Source organism: Sphaerisporangium krabiense (genome assembly GCF_014200435.1).
Lineage (GTDB): Bacteria > Actinomycetota > Actinomycetes > Streptosporangiales > Streptosporangiaceae > Sphaerisporangium > Sphaerisporangium krabiense.
This window is the reverse complement of record NZ_JACHBR010000001.1, coordinates 2,443,118-2,461,507: the sequence shown is the minus strand read 5'-3', so window position 1 is coordinate 2,461,507 and position 18,390 is coordinate 2,443,118. Positions and strand designations below refer to the sequence as shown.

The following is an 18,390-nucleotide window of genomic DNA, read 5'->3' as shown; positions in this document are numbered from 1 at the left end:
GATCTTTACAGCCCACGTGGAGAATCGTGAATAGATCTTGTGTGCTTTGCAATGGTTGGAGCCGCCATAGTGCGATAAGTCTCACCGCGCCGGAACCCGGCGGGCGCGTTCGATGTCCGGGCCCCGGTAGAGGCGCTCGGGAATCGTCGCCAGCCTGGACGGGTGCACTTGCGGACCCAGACCGTACAGTTTCTGAAAGCTCATGATCAACGGCCGCCACGCGTCGGGGTCGACGTGGTTCTCCGTTCCCGGCGTCCTGATCTCCTCGTGCACGTACACCCGCTGCACGCGCACCTCGAAGACCACGACGCCGCCGCGCTGGGCCTCGTCGTCCTCGGCCATCCGATGCACGGCCTCCACGACCGCCTCCATGCTCACCGGGCACTCCGCCACCCTCGGCGGGGCCACGGTCTCCGACGGCGCCGGAGTGAGGCCCGCGCGGCCGAACTTGTCGGCCACGAACCGGTAGCCCCGCTTCCCCTTGCCCGGCGGGACGGGATCGGAGCCCGTGGTCAGCGCCAGCCGGTCCACCGCCGCCGCGAGCGCGTCCGAGGGAAGGTTCAGAACGCACTCGCGGGTTCTCAGCATGTTCTGCGCCGTCTTCGAGCGGGCCCCGAGGCCCAGCATCGCCCGCCAGCTCAGCCAGAACGCCGACGACATCGGCGCCAGGTTGGCCGAACCGTCCTCGTTCGCCGTGGAGATGAGGACCACCGGCGTGCCGAAGTAGAGGATGCCGGGCTCGATCGGCACATGTAAGGAATCCGCCATGCCCCGCAGTCTCACACCGTCCCACCACACCACACCGGCGGAGAACGGACCTCGCGTTCCTCCCCGCGGTCATCCGCCCCGGCCGGCGTCCGGGCCGTCAGTCGGTGCCGGACTCCATCGCGGCGTTGTCGAGCAGTTCCTCGTGCTGGGGCACCTCGCCGCGTGAGGCGATCGCCTCGGCGCCGCCCTCGGGCAGGGTGCCGATGAGCTCGACCGAGGCCGCCTGCCCCGCGCCGGCCAGCATCGGGTGCCCACTGCCGACCATGCCGAGCCGGGCGTACTGTTCGAGCTTGGCCCGCGAGTCGGCGATGTCGAGGTTGCGCATGGTGAGCTGGCCGATGCGGTCGACCGGGCCGAACGCGGAATCCTCGGTGCGCTCCATGGACAGCTTGTCGGGATGGTAGCTGAAGGCCGGTCCGGAGGTGTCCAGGATGGAGTAGTCCTCGCCGCGCCGCAGGCGCAGCGTCACCTCGCCGGTGACCGCCATCCCGACCCAGCGCTGCAGCGACTCGCGCAGCATGAACGCCTGCGGGTCCAGCCAGCGGCCCTCGTACAGCAGCCTGCCGAGGCGACGTCCCTCGGTGTGGTAGGCGACCAGGGTGTCCTCGTTGTGGATCGCGTTGACCAGCCGTTCGTAGGCCGCGTACAGCAACGCCATACCCGGCGCCTCGTAGATGCCCCGGCTCTTGGCCTCGATGACGCGGTTCTCGATCTGGTCGGACATTCCCATGCCGTGCCTGCCGCCGATGGCGTTGGCCTCCAGGACCAGGTCGACGGCGGAGGGGAACTCCTTACCGTTGATCGTGACCGGGCGCCCCTGGGCGAAGCCGATCGTGACGTCCTCGGCGGCTATCTCGACGGCGGGGTCCCAGAACCGCACGCCCATGATCGGATCGACGAGCTCGATGCCCGCGTCGAGGTGTTCCAGCGCCTTGGCCTCGTGCGTCGCGCCCCAGATGTTCGCGTCGGTGGAGTACGCCTTCTCCGTGCTGTCCCGGTAGGGCAGGTCGCGGGCCGACAACCACTCCGACATCTCCTTGCGACCGCCGAGCTCGCTGACGAAGTCGGCGTCCAGCCACGGCTTGTAGATGCGCAGGGCCGGGTTGGCGAGCAGGCCGTAGCGGTAGAACCGCTCGATGTCGTTGCCCTTGAACGTCGAGCCGTCTCCCCAGACCTGCACGCCGTCTTCGAGCATCGCGCGGACCAGCAGCGTGCCGGTGACGGCCCGCCCGAGCGGGGTGGTGTTGAAGTAGACGCGCCCACCGGACCGGATGTGGAAGGCGCCGCAGGCCAGGGCGGTGAGCCCCTCCTCGACGAGGGCCGCGCGGCAGTCGACCAGCCGCGCGATCTCCGCGCCGTACGCCTTGGCGCGGCCGGGCACCGAGGAGATGTCGGGCTCGTCGTACTGGCCGATATCGGCGGTGTAGGTGCAGGGCACCGCGCCCTTCTCGCGCATCCACGCGACCGCTACCGAGGTGTCGAGCCCTCCACTGAAGGCCAGACCGACTCGCTGGTTGACGGGCAGAGAAGTGAGCACCTTAGACACGACCCAAAGTATATACATAGCCATGCATGAACATGCACCCCCTCGGTGAGATCAGCGGCCGAGGCCGGCGTCCCGCGCCCGGACGATCGCTGCGCACGGTCTTCTACGACAGGAAGCGCGCCCCGGCGATCTGTGTGGTGGACGGATCAGCGTGAAGCCGGCCTTCGCCCGCCGGTGGCGAGGACCGCTGCGGTGGTGGCCCTTCATCGCGGAAAGCTGGGCGATCGTGACGGTTCCCGCGTTCGCCATCCTCGGCGGCCCTGCCCGCCGGATCGGCGGAGGCCTCCTCCTCGCCAACCGCCCCGATCTGACCACCCCCGACCAGTCCCCCGCCAACTGGCCCCGGCGACGCCGGACGACCATGGGCGGGGCCGCGGGGGCCATAAGTCCCTGGGAGCCGACCGGATCAACGGGCACGCTGGGGGTACGGCGAAGGGAACACCCGCCGGGACAGGAGGACGAGATGGACATCAAGGGCGACAGGCGGTGGAAGGACTTCTCCCCGCGGCAGCGTGCCGCGATCCTCGCGCTCGCGTCCGTCGAACTGGCGCTCACCTCCACCGCGGTGGTGGACCTGTGGGCACGCCCCGCCGAACAGGTACGCGGGCGCAAGGCGTTGTGGTGGCTCGCCGTCTTCGTACAGCCGGTCGGGCCGATCGCGTACCTCACCCTGGGACGCCGTCGCTGACCGGCCGCCGGCGGCGTCGCGAGGAGCGGACCATGAGCAGGCGGATCGTCCTGGCGACCAAGCCGCCGCGCCGCCCCGCGCTCCTGTGGTCACGGCGCCGCGCCGGGCCGCCCGGAACTGTCGGTCGGGTGGTCTACCTTCTCAAGCGTTGACGAGGAGGTCGCATGTACCGTCAGGGAGACATCCTGATCCTGCAGGTCACCGCCGAGTCGGTGCCCGCGCGTCTTGAGGCCGCGCCCCGTGACGCGCGCGGCCGGCTCGTGCTGGCGCTCGGCGAGGCGACGGGCCACGCGCACGCCGTCCCGGGCCCCGGCACGTTGCTCCTGAGCCGCGATTCCCGGCTTCCCGAGTTCCTCCATCTGCCCGACGGCGGGCGGCTGGTGCACGAGGAGCATGCCACCATCTCGCTGCCGAAGGGCTGGTTCCGCGTCGTGCGGCAGCGCGAGTACGTGCCCGGCGCCTACCACCGCTACGTCGCCGACTGAGGGCGTCCGGTTCGCCAGGCCCGCCGTCTCTCCCCCACGACAGCCAAGGAAGCCCATGAGCACCCCCGTCCTGCACCCCCGTCTGGCCGCGCACCTCGCCGACGCCGCGGCCGAATGGGATCTCGCCGCGCACGCCACCGGCCCGGCGGACCGGTCCGCCGCCGAGGAAGGCGTCCGCGCCGCGTACCACGCGGCCGGGCTGCGGGAGCCGCGGCAGATCATCTGGTTCGCCTCCCCCGCGCAGGCCGCGACGGCCGCCGTCGTCCTCTCCGGCGACGCTGAGGCACGCGCCGCCGTGCGCGGGTTCGGGCTCCTGCCACCCGCGCTCCTCGATCTGAACGCCGGCCCGCTCGTCCGCGACCCCGTCAGGTCCGCCCCGTGGGAGCAGGTCCGCGCCCAGGCCGCCTCCGCCCTCACTCCCACGGCCTGGGCGGCAGCCTGGGAGTTCGTCGGCGGGGGCTTCTGGCCGCAGGTCAACCGGCTGGTGGGCGAGATCAGGCGCGGCATCGGCCGGCTCGCCGCCGACCAGACCCGCCCCGCCCGCGTACGCACCGCCACGTCCCGCGAGCCGCATGAGCCGACCGACCCGGTCGAGGGCCTGCTGCGCCGCGCCACGCTGGACGCCGTGCTCGGCCAGCACGACGCTCCCTGGCTCGCGTTCTTCGACGGCCTCGCGCGGGCCTCCCTGATCGACCTGGCCCCGCTCGACGGCGTGCTGCGGGTGTCGCGGGAGGCGGGCTGGTGGTGGCCGTTCGAGCACGTCGTGCTGATCTGCGAGCGGCCGGCCGAGCTGCACCGCGACGATCTCGGCCGCCTGCACCACGCCGTGGGTCCCGCGCTGGCCTTCCCGGACGGCTTCGGCCTGCACGCCTGGCACGGCATGCCCGTCCCCGCGGAGTTCGGGGCCACCATGGCCGACCTGTCCCCCGCGGCCATCCGGCGGCAGGACAACGCCGAGCTGCGCCGCGTGATGCTGGAGCACTACGGGCTGGACCGCTACCTGCGGGAGTCCGGGGCCGACGCCGTCCACAAGGACGACACCGGGGTGCTGTGGAAGGCGGATCTCGCCGACGACGAGCCCCTCACCATGGTCGAGGTGGTGAACTCGACCCCCGAGCCGGACGGCACCTACCGCACCTACTTCCTCCGGGTGCCGCCGTGGGTGACCACCGCACGCGAGGGCGTCGCCTGGACCTTCGGCATGCAGGCAGCCCAGTACCAGCCCCACCAGCAGACCTGATCACCGACTTCGACGGCCGACCAGGGTTCCGGGCCGGTCACCACGGCCGGACCTCGGGTGTTATCCGCCGGTCACCGTGGCCAGGCGGCGGGCACGCGTTCCAACAGGCCTCCCGCGAAGGTGCGGTACAGGTCGAGCGGTTCCAGGTGGACATACCCGATATGGCAGTCGCACACGGGGAGCGGGCACGGGCGGGGCCGGAGCGCGCGTAGGGCGGACCCGTCGTACAGGTTGCCGATGGTCTCGGTGACGAAGTGGCAGCGCCGCACCGTGCCGTCCCCGTCCACCGACACCACGGTGTGGCCGGTCCGGCAGGGCAGCCCGAGGCTCCGGTGCGGCGTCCTGCTGTAGCCGAACAGCGGGTCGATCTCCGCCCAGACGGCGGCCTCGTCGTCGGTGTAGACGTGCCCTTCGGCGGCGTTGACCCACAGGTAGACCTCGGAGAGCAGCTCGGCCCGCAGGCGCCTGGCCGGCGCGAGATGGCCGGGGAGGCCGACCACGCCCACGCTGAAGCGCACGCCGCGGGCGTGCAGCTCGCGGCACTTGGCGAGGAACCGGTCGTGCGCCACCTGGCCGGGGTGATAGGTGGCCCAGAGGGCCAGCGTGCCGAGATCGGCGTCGGCGAGCCAGGCCAGGCGAGTGCTCAGGTTGGTCTGGACGGCGACCCGGCGCACGTGGGCCAGGCGGCTCAGCTCCACCATCGCCGTGCGGTACCAGGACCTGACGAGCCCTTCGCCCCACGGCGTGAACAGCACCGAGATCGGGAAGTCCTGCGCGGCGACCCAGGTGGTGAAGCGGGCCAGGGCGTCCCGGTCGGCGCGCAGCCGGGCGGGACTGTCGCGGCGCTTCGCGAAGGGGCAGTACGCGCAGTCGTAGTCGCAGCTCGCCAGCGGCCCCCGGTACAGGATGGTCAGCTCGGGAGGTTTCCGCACATCGCCCACAGGCCGCGCCGCCACGTGCCGAGGCGTGATGTCCCAGATCGACAACGGCTCCCGCCCGGACCCGCGCGACGCCCCGGAGGCGTCCGCGCGCCCGTCAGCGCAGGTCATAGGACCCCATCAGCGCACGGACCGCGGGGGAGAAGAGGGCGGGGCCGATGGCGTCGGAGTGGGCGAGCCCTTCGGGGGTCAGCCTGACATGCGCCGAGTCCTCCTCCACCCAGCCGCGCCCGGCGAACTCGTCAAGAGGGAAGTCGTCGAGGACGTCGGCACCGAAACGCGTTTTGTAGAGGGCGCGGTCCAGCCCTTCGGCCTGCAGCAGGGACTGGATGAGATGGCGGCGGCGGCGTTCGGGGTCGTCGAGGGTGAAGCCGACGTTGGCGACGGTGAACGCGTCGCGCGGCAGCCGCACGAACTCGTCGATGATCGCGCGGACGTGGCGCACGCCCACGGCGTACTCGAAGGAGTAGTGCAGCCGGGAGGTGTAGGACCGCGCGCCACAGCCGAGGCCGACCATGCCGTCGGTCTGGCAGCAGTACTCGGTGCCCGACGCGCCGCCCGGGAGCCGGAACATGCGCATAGAGACCTGTTCGTACCCGGCGGCGAGCAGGTGGTCGCGTCCTTGACGGTAGAGGCCGAGCCGTTGGTCGTCCCAGTCGTGGGCGCGGAGCCCCAGGCCGGTGAGCGGGCGGACGTACAACGGGTAGAGGTAGATCTCTTCGGGGCGCCAGGCCAGGGCGGCGTCGAGGGAGTGGCGCCAGGTGGCGGGGGTCTGGCCGTCGATGCCGTAGATCAGGTCGATGTTCAGCGCAGGGAACCCGGCCGCGCGGATGGCGGCCAGCGCGGCCTCGACCTCGGCACGGCGCTGGGGGCGGATGGCGGCCCTGGCCTCGGCGTCCACGAAGCTCTGCACGCCGATCGACACGCGTGTGGCGCCGCGCTCGGCGAGCACGGCCAGGCGGTCGGGCGTGGCGGTGGCGGGGGAGGTCTCGATGCCGAGCGGGACGGACGCGAAGTCGACGCCCATGGTCGTCTCGGCGAGGTCGAGCAGCCGGGTGAGCTCCGCGGCCTCCAGGTAGGTCGGCGTGCCGCCTCCGATGGCCGCGGTGGCGAACCGCGCGGCCGGCAGGGCCTCGCGGGTGGCCTCGGCCTGCCGCCGGAGCGCGTCGAGGTAGGCGGCCACCAGCTCGGCGGGCGCGCCGGTCCTGGTGAAGAGGTTGCAGAAGCCGCACCGCATCTCGCAGAACGGCACGTGCAGGTAGAGGAAGAGGGCATCGGCGCACTCGCCCTCCCAGACGTCCCGCAGGGGCGGGCGCGGGTCGAGCGGGCGATAGGCCGTCTTGTGCGGATAGGCGTAGACGTACCCCTCGTACGGCCTCACGTCCACTCCCCCGTCCGGAGCACGAATTCGCCGTAGGGAACCGTCCAGACCACCTCATGACCAATGCGATGACCGACATATCCGTCTTCGCCGTAGGCGGTGCCGTGGTCGGAGCAGACGATCGCCAGGCACGGCCGCCGCGCGCACATGAGGGCGAACAGACGGCCGATGTGCCGATCGACGTACCGCAGCGCGGCGGCGTGCGACGCGCGCGAGTCGCCGGTCGCCCCCGGCAGGTAGAAGTGGTTCGGCTGGTGCAGCGCCGACACGTTGACGAACAGGAACACCGGCTCGTCACGGTCTCGCACCGCCCGCTCGGCGCAGGCGATCTGGTCCTCGAAGGACGTGGGGGAGGTGACCCCGAACGACGGCGCCCAGTGCGACTCGGCGAACAGCGACGGCAGCGCCGACCCCAGGGGCGTCAGCTTGTTGAAGAAGCCCACCCCGCCCACGCACACCGTGTGATAGCCCGCCTTGGCCAGCCCGCCGGGCAGGTCGGCGGCGTCGAAGACCCAGGTGCCCGCGGCGGTGGTCTCGCTGCCCGGGAACGCGGCGGCGAACAGCCTCGGGTGCCGCCCCGGCCCGGCGGGCGTGGGCAGGAACCCGGCCAGCATCGCCGCGTGCGCGGCGTAGGTGAAGCTGCCCGGCGCGTGCCGCCGCTCCCACGCGCCGCCGGGCAGCACGCGGGCCAGCGTGGGCAGCGCTCCTTGTCCGAGCTGCTCGGCCGCGACGTCGTAGCGCAGGGTGTCGAGGGTGACCAGCAGGAGATCGTGCGTGCCGACGATCTCGCCCATGTCCCTCATGCCGCGGCCCGGGGCGCGAGGACGTGCGCGACCTGCGCGGCGTAGGTGTCGAGCCCGCCGGCGCCGCTCTCGGGCAGGCCGGTGAGCCGGGGGAGCAGGTCGCCGAACGCGTTGACCTCGGCGACCGCGAAACGCCGCCATGTGATGCCGATCATGAGATCGACCCCGACCATGACCGAGCCGGGGAAGCAGGCCGCCGCCCGCGCGCAGACGCCCAGCGCCTGCCGCCACCCGGCCGCGCCGAGCCGGGCCCGCACCTGGTCGAGGTCGCCGCGGGCGCCGCCGAGGTGCAGGTTCGTCATCGGCGTACGGCTGGAGCGCACGACGGCGTGCGTCGGCCGGCCACCGACCACGACGACACGGAGATCGAAGACCTGCCCGTCCATGGACGCCTTGGGGAACCACCGCTCCACGTGCAGCCCGTCGGGCGCGAGCGCGTCGACGATCGCGGCCACGTCGGCCTCGTCGGCGTAGGCGCGCACGCGAAGCGAATTGTGCAGCTCAAGGGCGGCGCCGCGGACCAGCTCGACGGACGTGACGGCGCTGACCCGCGCCCCCCGCGCCTGGAGGGCCAGGACGCCCGAGGCGGACGAGCCGTGCGCGGGCTTGACGAACACCCGGTTCCAGCCCGAGTCGGCCATGAGCGCGCGCAGGTGGGCGTAACCGGTGACGGGCACGGGCAGCGCCGCCGCGACGGGCACGCCCGCGGCCAGCAGACGGGCGTGGCAGCGCCGCTTGTCGAACATCACGGCGATCTCGCCGGCGTCCCCCAGCAGCCGCGCCCCCGGCGTGCCGTCCACCGCCCGGCGCACGCGCTGCAGGCCACGGACGAACGCGGCGTGCCAGGCCGCGCCGCCGCCGACGCGGGTGGGCGCGCCGGGGCCGCGCAGCAGACGGTCGGCCTCGGCGTCCTCCCCCGGCGAGTCGACGCGGACCAGCGCCCCTTCGGGCAGGTGAGGCTCGGCCCCGGCGAGCACGTCGCGCCAGGCGACGACGGACGGCTCGGGCAGGCCGCGGGCGCGCAGGGCCGACGCGAACATGGTCACCCGCCGATCGCCCGGCGTGCCGACGACCACGAACGGCCCTGGCCGATCGGCGCCGGGCACGGTCACTCCGACACCTCGATGTAGCGCCACTCGCCGTCGCGCTCCTGCCGGTCGGACAGGTCGACCTCGACGCCGGGGAACGCGTCCTGGAGCTTGGCGGACATCTCGACGCTCAGGAAGTGGTGGCGCAGGTTGAGCCGCTTGAGGTGGGTGAGCGGCTGGCCGGAGAGCAGGGACTCGGCGCCCTCGTCCGTCAGGATGCCCATGGACAGGTCGAGGGACTCCAGCCGGGCCACGATCGGCGCGGTCGCGACGGCGGCGGCCACCTCGTCCTGCCGCGAGCTGTCCTGCAACCCCAAATGCTTCAGCGCGGGAAGGCCGGCGCCCGCGACGATGGCCGCCCAGTCCTCGGGCCCGGAGTCGCCGTTGTAATGCTCCTCGCCGAGCCAGAGCTCGAGGCGGCGCAGCGCGGGCAGGGAGGAGGCGCCCACGGCGCGCACCACCGCGGCCGGCAACCCGCCCGACTCGAAGCGAAGCGTCTCCAAGGCGGCGTGCTCGACGGGCTGGAGCTCAAGGCCGTCGCCGCCGCGCACGTCGAGCCGCTTCAAGCGGGGATAGGCGGTCAAAAGGGGCGTCACGTCACTCTGGCCGATCCAGGAGATCTCGGACTCCTCGCTGACGTAGTCACCGAGGAAGATCGCCTCCAGCGCGGGGAGACGGGGAGCGGCCTCGACGAGCAACCGGACCGGCACGTCGGCCCGGTCGTCGTCGTGCGCCCACCCCCACGTCCCCACGACGATCGCCCGCACCGCGCCACAGTCGACCTCGTCGAGCAACCGCTGAATGCTCGTGGCGATGTCCTCGTCGTCTCCATAGGGATCTCCGGAGACGCGCCAGGCGGCCTGCGCGGCGGTGGGTGCGTTCTCCTCACCGACGTAGCGGACGGGCAGGCCGTGGAACTCGGTGAGATGCTCGTGGATCACGTGGACTCCTCAGCAAGGCGGGGGAGTCCATGTCTAGCAGCCGCCACCGACAGACCCGAACTCCGGCGGCGGGCACCGGACATGGCCACGTCATCGCGCGTGAAGAAGACCCACCCGCCGACCTCAGCACATGAACCCGCTCGGCCTCATGCGAATTCGACGTGGACGGCTGAAAGAGAATTCAATCGTGCGTCACATCACGGGCGGGCGAATCTAATTCCTCGCCCGCTCGCCGGCGTCCCAAGCGGTCTGGTACGCGGCGACGAGCCATTGGTCGACCCGCCTCATGTCCGGCTCGTCGGGCAGATCGCACACCGGTATGAGCCGCTGGAGCTTTTCCTCCAGCTCGGCGGCGATTCCCAGCACTTCCTCCTTCGAGTGCCCGCCTTGGCGGACCTCGACGATGAAGGACCGCCACGGCTCGGGCATCGGCAGCGTGATCCGCCCGGTCTCCAGCAATTCCACGCCCTGCACACCGAGACGGATCATGTGCCCGGCGAACTTGGTGTCATAGCCGAACCGGGCGATCAGTTCCGGGCGGTTGGTTCGCTTGCCGTCGGGATACTGCATCATGCGATCACGCTGGGAGCGGAGATAGCCCAGGAACCGGTGGCCGGCGTGCCGGGACAGGACGAGGCCGGGGTCGGCACGCAGCCGGCGGCCGAGGCCGGTCACGGAGACGATCTCGGCCTCCGGGACGAAGAGCGGCAGCAACACCGTCGGGTTGCCGGCGACGGCCAGACGCATCCACTTACGGAGCGAGTAGACGGTGAGGTCCAGGTCGCCGGGCCCGGACCGCACGCCCTCCGGCTGCGTGCGGAAGACGTACTGGTCGAAACGGCGCAGGCCGATCACGTAGTCCGGCGGCTCCAGGCAGATGCCCATCTCGTCGCGGTCGTCGGTGCCGGCGATGGCGGTGCCGTGCACTCCGGAGCCGACCTGACAGCGCAGAATGGTCAGCTCGTCGGCGATGGCCCGAAACTCCGGCCTGGAATGCTTGACCCAGCTCACGGCCCCATCCTCGCTATTCGTTCCCCATGTCGACGTACGCGAATTCGTCCGTGCCGCACGTCCATGGCCGGCCTTGGCCCCCGCCGGGTCCCGGACACGCACCGGCAAGAATTCACCACGCCGGCAGGATCACCGTCAAGCGACTTTTCCCCCACACCGCCCGTAAAACCGCACCGCCATAGCCGCGAAGCTGGCAGTAATCCGGCGATATCTGGCTGCTTTCGCAATTGTTCGCGACGGCGGCGCACTGTCAGGATCAAGGTGACGGGCATCCGCCCGTCACCGCACTCAAGCAACCGGGGGATCACATGAGAGGGATCAAGGTCGCGTTACTCGCCGGAACGGCCGCCGCGTCGCTCCTGGCGCTCACGCCACCCGCCCACGCCGCACCGCCCACGCCGTCTCCGGCCCCGGCCGGAAACGCGGAGTCCTTCGCGTCCACCGACGACGCCGACCTCCAGCGCAAGATCGACAAGCACATCGCCGCCCACGGGGGACGACAGCAGGGCAAGAACCAGATCGTCTGGGAGTCCACCGGAGACAGGTCCACGGGCGGCGGAAAGGGCGGAAAGGTGGTCATGACATTCCCGCTGCCGACCAACCACGGCGTCGTCTCCACCTACGCCAGGATCACCTGCGACTACGGCTGGTACTGCGCCTACGAGCACGCGTTCTGGGACCGCGAGGGCGGCGCGATGCTCGGCCTCTACAACTACGGCACGTACAACCTGGAGCCGATCGGGTGGGCCTACCGGGTCAGCGCCTTCGAGAACAACCAGTCGGACAGCGCCCTGGGCTCCCTCAACGGCTACAACTCCTACCCCTCCCGCGCCTGGGCACAGGCCGCCTACGTAGGCAGCTACTACAACGACCAAGCCCTCAGCATCACCCTGGCCCCATGAACCAGAAACGCCTCACTGCCCCTGCCATGAACAACGCACTCCCCGTTCCCGGCGAACGACATGCACCGCCTCCCGCCCGCGAACGAGCGAGATAGTCACTCAACTGATCAGGCCGCTTCCCGTCGGGGAGCGGCCTCCCCCATAGTGGCGAACCTGCCAGGACTCACACCTGCGACCCTTCACCGGTATCAGGATCGAAACCTCCGAGGGCTTCGATGAGTCGCTCCCGCGCAGATGCCAGACGATCGGTGTAGTCGGCGCTGAATATCAAGGTGAGCGACTTGTCCAGGGTCCCGCCGATGGTGTGGAGCGCGGACCAAACGGCTGGGTCATCGACAACTCGCCGCAGCGCGGTGTCGGCCTCCAAGCGCTCCAGCCAGTCCGACAGGACAAGAGCTTGATCAGCTGACAGCGTGATCGTGATCGGCTTTCCGTCCACGCGAGAAGCGTATGCAGCTCCCGACCGATCTCTCGTCTGCCCTCGACCCATCGCGAAGAATGACCGGCCGGCCTACGGGCTCGGCGGGCCACGCAGTTGGACACGTGGACATAGAAAAGGCCGCTCTCCGAAGATCGGAAAACGGCCTGTGACCTTTGGTGGGGCTACCAGGACTTGAACCTGGGACCTCTTCCTTATCAGGGAAGCGCTCTAACCGTCTGAGCTATAGCCCCGTGTGGGTGACGAGAAGACTATCGTCTTCGCTGGGCGGAGGCGAATCGTCTCTCTGACACGGGAAAGCTTACCGTGCTCTGGGGGTGCGTGGGCCGATGGGGCGAGAGTCGTTGTCGGGGGGTGGAGGCGCGGGCTGGGATGTCGTCGGGTGTGGGGGGTGGTGTGCTGGGCACCCGACGACATCCTTGGGCGGTGGTTATTCGGCCTCGCTGAAGGTCACCTCTACGCCGCCGACCAGGTCGGAGGCGACGTTGTAGATGACCGCGCCGAGGGTGGAGAGTGCGGTGATCAGGACGACGTTCACGGCGCCGAGCAGGGCGGTGTAGCCGAGGATGCGGACCGGCTCGAACCACGACTTGATGTCGATGCCGCTGCTGGTCTTGCCGTCGGGGACGGTGAGCTGCGTGACGGTGTTCACGATCGAGTCGAAGACGCCGAGCGCGGACAGCACGCCGTACAGGACGGCGACGGCCACGAACAGGACCACGAAGCAGACCAGCGAGACGACGAAGCTGAACTTCATCGCCGACCACGGCTCGATCCTGCGCAGCACCAGGTGGGCCTTGCGCGGGGCCTTCAGCGGCGCGGGCTTGCCGTCGCGCTGCTCCGAGCGTCCGACGATCGGGTCCGGGGTGGCCAGGGCCGAGACGTTGCCGAGGCCGTGCGGCTTGCCGCCGTCCGCGGGGCCGGTGGCCGGCCTGGCCGTGGTGGCCGGACGGCCGCCGGGACCGGACGCGGGGCCGCCGGGGCCGGGCGCTCCGGGGCCACGACCGCCGGGGCCGCCCGCGGCGGGGCGGGGACCGGCGGGCGAGGAGCCCGTGGGTGGCAGAGGCGTGGACGGAGGCTTCTGGGAGGGCCGCGTCGGACCGCCGCCCGGCCCGTCGGGGGTGGACGGCCACGAGTTGTCGGGCATGGAGGACGACCGGATGCGCATGGTGTCCCGGCTCTCGTTCTCGGCGGGGCCGCCCTTGCCGCCGGCCTGGCCGTCGCCGGCGGAGGCCGCCGCGGCGTCGTCACTGGTCACGACCACAACTGTTTCATCCGCCTGGTCGGACGCCGCGCGGACTTTACCGGGAGCATCCGGGCTGTTCACGCTTTCTGTTACCTGGTTGCGCGTCGATGAGTTGACCGAGGACGCGGGTCTGGCGCCCTTGGTCGCGGTGGTGCGCTTGCGGTTCTGGGTTCCCGGAGGTTTGGCGGAGCCACCGGAGTTGGACTGTGGGCTCATTCGGCGTCATCTCCCCCGTTGTCCCCGTTTTCCTCGGTGTCCAGCGACTCGGCGTTGCGGGCGAGGGCGACCACGCTATCCCCCTCGGACAAGTTCATCAGGCGCACTCCCATGGTTTGACGGCCGGACTGCTTGATCTCGCCCGCGCTCGTACGGATCACCCCGCCGGCAGAGGTGATCGCGAACACCTCGTCTTCGGGACTCACCATGACTGCTCCGACCAGCTTGCCACGGGCACTGACAATCTTCGCAGTCAGTACACCCTGCCCGCCTCTGCCTTGTACGGGATATTGATCCGCGGGTGTCCGCTTCGCATACCCTCCTTCGGTCGCGATAAGCACGTCGGCGCCGTCGCTGACGACGTTCATCGCCAGAAGTTCGTCGCCGTCGATGAACCGCATGCCGATCACGCCGCTCGTGGCCCGGCCCATGGGGCGCAGGGCGTCGTCGGAGGCGGTGAACCTGATCGACTTGGCGCCGCGCGAGACGAGCAGCAGATCGTCGTCCTCGGAGACCAGCCGCGCGGCGATCACCTCGTCGTCGTCGCGGAGGTTGATGGCGATGAGGCCGCCGGACCTCGGGGAGTCGTACTCGGCGAGCCGGGTCTTCTTCACCAGGCCGCTGCGGGTGGCGAGCACGAGGTACGGCGACACCTCGTAGTCGCGGAGATCGAGGACTTCCATGACATGTTCGTCGGGCTGCATGGCGAGAAGGTTCGCCAGGTGCTGGCCACGGGCGTCACGGCCGGCGTCGGGCAGTTCGTACGCCTTGATCCGGTAGACGCGGCCCTTGTTGGTGAAGAAGAGCAGCCAGTGGTGCGTGGTGGTGACGAAGAAGTGCTCGACGATGTCGTCCTGGCGGAGCTGCGCGCCGCGCACGCCCTTGCCGCCGCGCTTCTGGGCGCGGTACTGGTCGGTGCGGGTGCGCTTGGCGTAGCCGCCGCGGGTGATCGTGACGACCATGTCCTCTTCGGCGATCAGGTCCTCGATGGACATGTCGCCGTCGTAGGCGATGATCTCGGTCTTGCGCTCGTCGCCGTACCGGCTGACGATCTCGCCGAGCTCGTCGGAGACGATCTGCCGCTGCCGGGACTCCGACGCCAGGATCTCCTGGTAGTCGGCGATCTGCGTGATGAGGCTCTCGTACTCGTCGATGATCTGCTGGCGCTCCAGGGCGGCCAGCTTGCGCAGCTGCATGTCGAGGATGGCCTGCGCCTGGATCTCGTCGATCTCGAGCAGCTCGACCAGGCCGCCGACCGCCTGGGCCGCCGAGGGCGACCGGCGGATCAGGGCGATGACCTCGTCCATGCGGTCCAGGGCCTTGAGGAGGCCGCTGAGGATGTGGGCGCGCTCCTGTGCCTTGCGCAGCAGGTAGCGGGTGCGCCGGACGACGACCTCGATCTGGTGGGCGACGTAGTGCTTGACGAACTGGTCGAGACGGAGGGTCCTCGGGACGCCGTCGACCAGGGCCAGCATGTTCGCGCCGAACGTGGTCTGGAGCTGGGTGTGCTTGTACAGGTTGTTCAGCACGACCTTGGCGACCGCGTCGCGCTTGAGGACGATGACCAGGCGCTGGCCGGTGCGCGAGGAGGTCTCGTCGCGGACGTCGGCGATGCCGGAGACCTTGCCGTCCTTGACCAGCTCGGCGATGGTGAGCGCGAGGTTGTCGGGGTTCACCTGGTACGGCAGGGCGGTGACGACCAGGCACTGGCGGCCCTTGGCGTCCTCCTCGACCTCGACGATGGCGCGCATCGTGATCGAGCCGCGGCCGGTGCGGTAGGCGTCGTCGATGCCGCGGCGGCCGACGATGAGCGCGCCGGTCGGGAAGTCGGGGCCCTTGATGCGGGCGATCAGCGCTTCCAGGAGCTCCTCGTCGGAGGAGTCCGGGTGGTCCAGGCACCAGCGGACGCCCTCCGCCACCTCGCGCAGGTTGTGCGGCGGGATGTTGGTCGCCATGCCGACCGCGATGCCGGCCGCGCCGTTGACCAGGAGGTTCGGGAAGCGGGACGGCAGGACGACCGGCTCCTGGGAGCGCCCGTCGTAGTTGGGCTGGAAGTCGACGGTCTCCTTGTCGATGTCACGGAGCATCTCCATGGCGATCGGCGCGAGCCGGCACTCGGTGTACCGCATGGCGGCCGCCGGGTCGTTGCCGGGGGAGCCGAAGTTCCCCTGGCCGTCGACCAGCGTGTAGCGCAGCGCCCAGGGCTGGGCGAGCCGCACGACGGTGTCGTAGATCGACGCGTCGCCGTGCGGGTGGTAGGAACCCATCACGTCGCCGACGACGCGGGAGCACTTGAAATATCCGCGGTCGGGGCGGTACCCGCCGTCGTACATGGCGTAGAGAACACGCCGGTGCACGGGCTTGAGACCGTCACGGACGTCGGGAAGAGCCCGGGACACGATGACGGACATCGCGTAGTCCATGTAGCTGCGCTGCATCTCGGACTGGATGTCCACGGGCTCGATGCGGTCAGCGGGGGTCCCCGGCGGGACGTTGACTTCAGTCACGGGTGATGTGTCCTTTTACGAGATGAGCCAGATAGGTCCGTACGGCTGCCGCTACACGTCCAGGAATCGGACATCCCGTGCGTTTCTAATGATGAACGACCTGCGTGCCTCGACGTCCTCGCCCATGAGGACGGTGAACATCTCGTCGGCCTGGGCGGCGTCGTCGAGGGTGACCTGGAGGAGGACCCGGGTGGCCGGGTTCATGGTGGTCTCCCAGAGCTGGGAGGCGTTCATCTCGCCCAGACCCTTGAAGCGCTGGATGCCGTCGTGCAGGCGCGGGTCGCGCCGCCCCTGGGCGACGCCGGCCTCGATGATGGCGTCGCGCTCGCGGTCGGAGTAGGCGTAGCTGGCGTCCTCGCCCTTGCGGTCCCACTTGATCTTGTAGAGGGGAGGCTGGGACAGGTAGACGTGCCCGGCCTCGATCAGCGGCCGCATGAAGCGGAACAGCAAGGTCAGCAGCAGGGTGGTGATGTGCTGGCCGTCGACGTCGGCGTCCGCCATGAGGATGAGCTTGTGGTAGCGGAGCTTCGTGATGTCGAACTCCGCGTGCACGCCGGTGCCGAGCGCGGTGATCAGGGCCTGGACCTCGGCGTTCTTCAGGACCCTGTCGATGCGGGCCTTCTCGACGTTGAGGATCTTGCCGCGGATGGGGAGGATCGCCTGGTACTTCGGATCGCGACCGCCCTTGGCCGAGCCGCCCGCCGAATCGCCCTCGACGATGTACAGCTCGCACTTCTCCGGCTCGGTCCACTGGCAGTCCGCCAGCTTGCCGGGCAGCCCGGAGCCGGCCTCCAGCAGGGACTTGCGGCGGGTGAGGTCGCGGGCCTGGCGGGCGGCGATGCGGGCGCGGGACGCCTGGAGGGACTTGTTGAGGATCTCCTTGGCCTCGCCCGGGTTGCGCTCGAACCAGTCGCGGATGGAGTCGTTGCAGGCCTTCTGCACGAACGACTTGGCCTCGGTGTTGCCCAGCTTGGTCTTGGTCTGACCCTCGAACTGAGGGTCGGCCAGCTTGACCGAGATGATCGCCGTGAGGCCCTCGCGGATGTCCTCGCCGGTGAGGTTGTCGTCCTTGCCTTCCTTGAGGATCTTCTGCTCGCGCGCGTAGCGGTTGACGATGCTGGTCAGCGCCGCGCGGAAGCCCTCCTCGTGGGTGCCGCCCTCGGCGGTGTTGATCGTGTTCGCGAAGGTGTAGACCGACTCGGTGTACGAGGAGTTCCACTGCATGGCGATCTCGACGGAGATGCCGTCGCCGTCGGCCTCGAAGTCGATGACCGACTGGTGGACCGCTTCCTTCTTCGAGTTGATGTGCCGGACGAAGTCGGCGATGCCGCCCTCGTAGTGGTAGGTGACGGCGTGCGGCTCGCCGTTGACGTGGTCGGGCCGCTCGTCGCGCAGGACCATCGTCAGGCCCTTGTTGAGGAACGCCATCTCCTGGAAGCGGCGCGACAAGGTCTCGAAGCTCCAGGACGTCGTCTCGAAGATCGAGTCGTCGGCCCAGAACCTGGTCGTGGTGCCCGTCTCCGCGGTCGCCTCGCCGCGGTCCAGGGGGGCGTTGGGCACGCCTCGGGTGTAGGACTGGCGCCAGATGTAGCCGTCCGTCTTGACCTCGACCTCCAGGCGCGAGGACAGGGCGTTCACGACCGCGGCGCCGACGCCGTGCAGACCACCGGAGACGGCGTACGACTTGCTGTCGAACTTGCCGCCCGCGTGGAGCACGGTGAGGACGACCTCGACGGCCGGGCGCTGCTCGCCGGGGACGATGCCGACCGGTATGCCTCGGCCGTTGTCCACGACGCGCACGCCGTTGTCGGCGAGGAGGGTGACCTCGATGTGGTCGGCGTACCCGGCGAGGGCCTCGTCGACCGAGTTGTCCACGATCTCGTAGACCAGGTGGTGGAGGCCGCGTTCTCCCGTCGACCCGATGTACATGCCGGGGCGCTTTCGAACCGCCTCAAGACCTTCGAGAACGGTGATAGAGCTAGCGTCGTAGGACAAGTGCCAAATCCTCCTGCCGCGGACACGCGGCAGGTCAGGCATGATGAAGCCGACCCTGCCGTGCCCGTCACCGTCGTGAGTGCCTCGATGCGACCACCCGGGGGTACCGACCCGTGGCCGGGGGTGTCTCGCATGCGGACGTGTCCGGAATCCGTCTTCATTCTACCGGTCAGAAGCGCATCAGGTGGCATTGACG

At 70.2% G+C, this 18,390-nt stretch carries 16 protein-coding genes and 1 tRNA gene; 4 read left to right on the top strand and 13 right to left on the bottom strand.

Annotated features, from left to right (window positions below; genetic code table 11):
- Positions 1 to 81 precede the first annotated feature (81 nt).
- Both BJ981_RS10780 and argG read right to left on the bottom strand, forming a co-directional pair.
- Entirely contained in the window at positions 82 to 768 is a 687-nt protein-coding gene (locus tag BJ981_RS10780; RefSeq protein ID WP_184610420.1) for a flavin reductase family protein, read from the bottom strand.
- A gap of 97 nt (positions 769 to 865) precedes the next feature.
- Positions 866 to 2,314 carry an argininosuccinate synthase gene (gene argG / locus BJ981_RS10775; RefSeq protein WP_184610418.1) on the bottom strand — a complete coding sequence of 483 codons (1,449 nt, stop codon included), beginning with the start codon at positions 2,312 to 2,314 and terminating at the stop codon, positions 866 to 868.
- A 151-nt stretch (positions 2,315 to 2,465) separates the two neighbouring features.
- Between argG and BJ981_RS39085 the strand changes: the two genes are divergently transcribed.
- From BJ981_RS39085 to BJ981_RS10760, 3 genes are all read left to right on the top strand, one after another.
- Complete coding sequence (locus BJ981_RS39085; RefSeq protein ID WP_239139361.1) at positions 2,466 to 3,002, top strand: PLDc N-terminal domain-containing protein; 537 nt, start codon at positions 2,466 to 2,468, stop codon at positions 3,000 to 3,002.
- Between the two features lie 164 nt (positions 3,003 to 3,166).
- A complete protein-coding gene (locus BJ981_RS10765) occupies positions 3,167 to 3,487 on the top strand; it encodes a DUF8820 family protein (protein WP_184610417.1) in 321 nt (106 codons plus the stop codon).
- Positions 3,488 to 3,542: 55 nt separating this feature from the next.
- Entirely contained in the window at positions 3,543 to 4,727 is a 1,185-nt protein-coding gene (locus tag BJ981_RS10760) for a DUF6745 domain-containing protein (RefSeq protein WP_239139360.1), read from the top strand.
- Between the two features lie 71 nt (positions 4,728 to 4,798).
- Here BJ981_RS10760 and BJ981_RS10755 read toward each other — a convergent pair whose 3' ends face one another.
- From BJ981_RS10755 to BJ981_RS10730, 6 genes are all read right to left on the bottom strand, one after another.
- Complete coding sequence (locus BJ981_RS10755; protein ID WP_239139359.1) at positions 4,799 to 5,659, bottom strand: STM4011 family radical SAM protein; 861 nt, start codon at positions 5,657 to 5,659, stop codon at positions 4,799 to 4,801.
- A 103-nt stretch (positions 5,660 to 5,762) separates the two neighbouring features.
- Entirely contained in the window at positions 5,763 to 7,046 is a 1,284-nt protein-coding gene (locus BJ981_RS10750; protein ID WP_239139358.1) for an STM4012 family radical SAM protein, read from the bottom strand.
- On the bottom strand, positions 7,043 to 7,849 hold the full coding sequence (locus BJ981_RS10745; protein WP_443729008.1) for an STM4013/SEN3800 family hydrolase: 807 nt from the start codon (positions 7,847 to 7,849) through the stop codon (positions 7,043 to 7,045). Before BJ981_RS10745 ends, BJ981_RS10750 begins: the two co-directional genes overlap by 4 nt.
- The gene (locus tag BJ981_RS10740; RefSeq protein WP_372436935.1) at positions 7,846 to 8,961 is read right to left on the bottom strand and encodes an STM4014 family protein; all 1,116 of its coding nucleotides are present in this window, start codon (positions 8,959 to 8,961) and stop codon (positions 7,846 to 7,848) included. Before BJ981_RS10740 ends, BJ981_RS10745 begins: the two co-directional genes overlap by 4 nt.
- A complete protein-coding gene (locus BJ981_RS10735) occupies positions 8,958 to 9,878 on the bottom strand; it encodes an STM4015 family protein (RefSeq protein ID WP_184610409.1) in 921 nt (306 codons plus the stop codon). The genes BJ981_RS10740 and BJ981_RS10735 overlap by 4 nt, the downstream gene beginning before the upstream one ends.
- Before the next feature lie 213 nt (positions 9,879 to 10,091).
- Positions 10,092 to 10,889 carry a nucleotidyltransferase domain-containing protein gene (locus BJ981_RS10730; protein WP_184610407.1) on the bottom strand — a complete coding sequence of 266 codons (798 nt, stop codon included), beginning with the start codon at positions 10,887 to 10,889 and terminating at the stop codon, positions 10,092 to 10,094.
- A gap of 308 nt (positions 10,890 to 11,197) precedes the next feature.
- Here BJ981_RS10730 and BJ981_RS10725 point away from each other — a divergent pair, with 308 nt between their 5' ends.
- Positions 11,198 to 11,791, top strand: coding sequence for a hypothetical protein (locus BJ981_RS10725; protein WP_184610405.1), 594 nt, complete (start codon positions 11,198 to 11,200; stop codon positions 11,789 to 11,791).
- Positions 11,792 to 11,954: 163 nt separating this feature from the next.
- On the opposite strand, the gene BJ981_RS10720 is transcribed toward BJ981_RS10725, so the two are convergent.
- The 5 genes from BJ981_RS10720 to gyrB all read right to left on the bottom strand — a co-directional run bounded on the left by BJ981_RS10720 (position 11,955) and on the right by gyrB (position 18,194).
- Positions 11,955 to 12,230: a hypothetical protein gene (locus BJ981_RS10720; protein WP_184610403.1), complete on the bottom strand. Its 276-nt coding sequence runs from the start codon at positions 12,228 to 12,230 to the stop codon at positions 11,955 to 11,957.
- Between the two features lie 156 nt (positions 12,231 to 12,386).
- A tRNA-Ile gene (locus tag BJ981_RS10715) sits at positions 12,387 to 12,463 on the bottom strand.
- Between the two features lie 197 nt (positions 12,464 to 12,660).
- Positions 12,661 to 13,488: a DUF3566 domain-containing protein gene (locus tag BJ981_RS37925; protein WP_239139357.1), complete on the bottom strand. Its 828-nt coding sequence runs from the start codon at positions 13,486 to 13,488 to the stop codon at positions 12,661 to 12,663.
- Between the two features lie 200 nt (positions 13,489 to 13,688).
- Positions 13,689 to 16,199, bottom strand: a complete 2,511-nt coding sequence (gene gyrA / locus BJ981_RS10705) for a DNA gyrase subunit A (RefSeq protein ID WP_184610401.1) — start codon at positions 16,197 to 16,199, stop codon at positions 13,689 to 13,691.
- A gap of 51 nt (positions 16,200 to 16,250) precedes the next feature.
- Positions 16,251 to 18,194, bottom strand: a complete 1,944-nt coding sequence (gene gyrB / locus BJ981_RS10700) for a DNA topoisomerase (ATP-hydrolyzing) subunit B (RefSeq protein ID WP_443729007.1) — start codon at positions 18,192 to 18,194, stop codon at positions 16,251 to 16,253.
- Positions 18,195 to 18,390 lie beyond the last annotated feature (196 nt).

Coding starts and splice junctions, on each gene's coding strand:
- BJ981_RS10760 (WP_239139360.1), top strand. CDS start 3,543: ATGAGCACCCCCGTCCTGCACCCCCGTCTGGCCGCGCACCTCGCCGAC.
- BJ981_RS10745 (WP_443729008.1), bottom strand. CDS start 7,849: ATGAGGGACATGGGCGAGATCGTCGGCACGCACGATCTCCTGCTGGTC.
- BJ981_RS10765 (WP_184610417.1), top strand. CDS start 3,167: ATGTACCGTCAGGGAGACATCCTGATCCTGCAGGTCACCGCCGAGTCG.
- BJ981_RS10725 (WP_184610405.1), top strand. CDS start 11,198: ATGAGAGGGATCAAGGTCGCGTTACTCGCCGGAACGGCCGCCGCGTCG.
- BJ981_RS10780 (WP_184610420.1), bottom strand. CDS start 768: ATGGCGGATTCCTTACATGTGCCGATCGAGCCCGGCATCCTCTACTTC.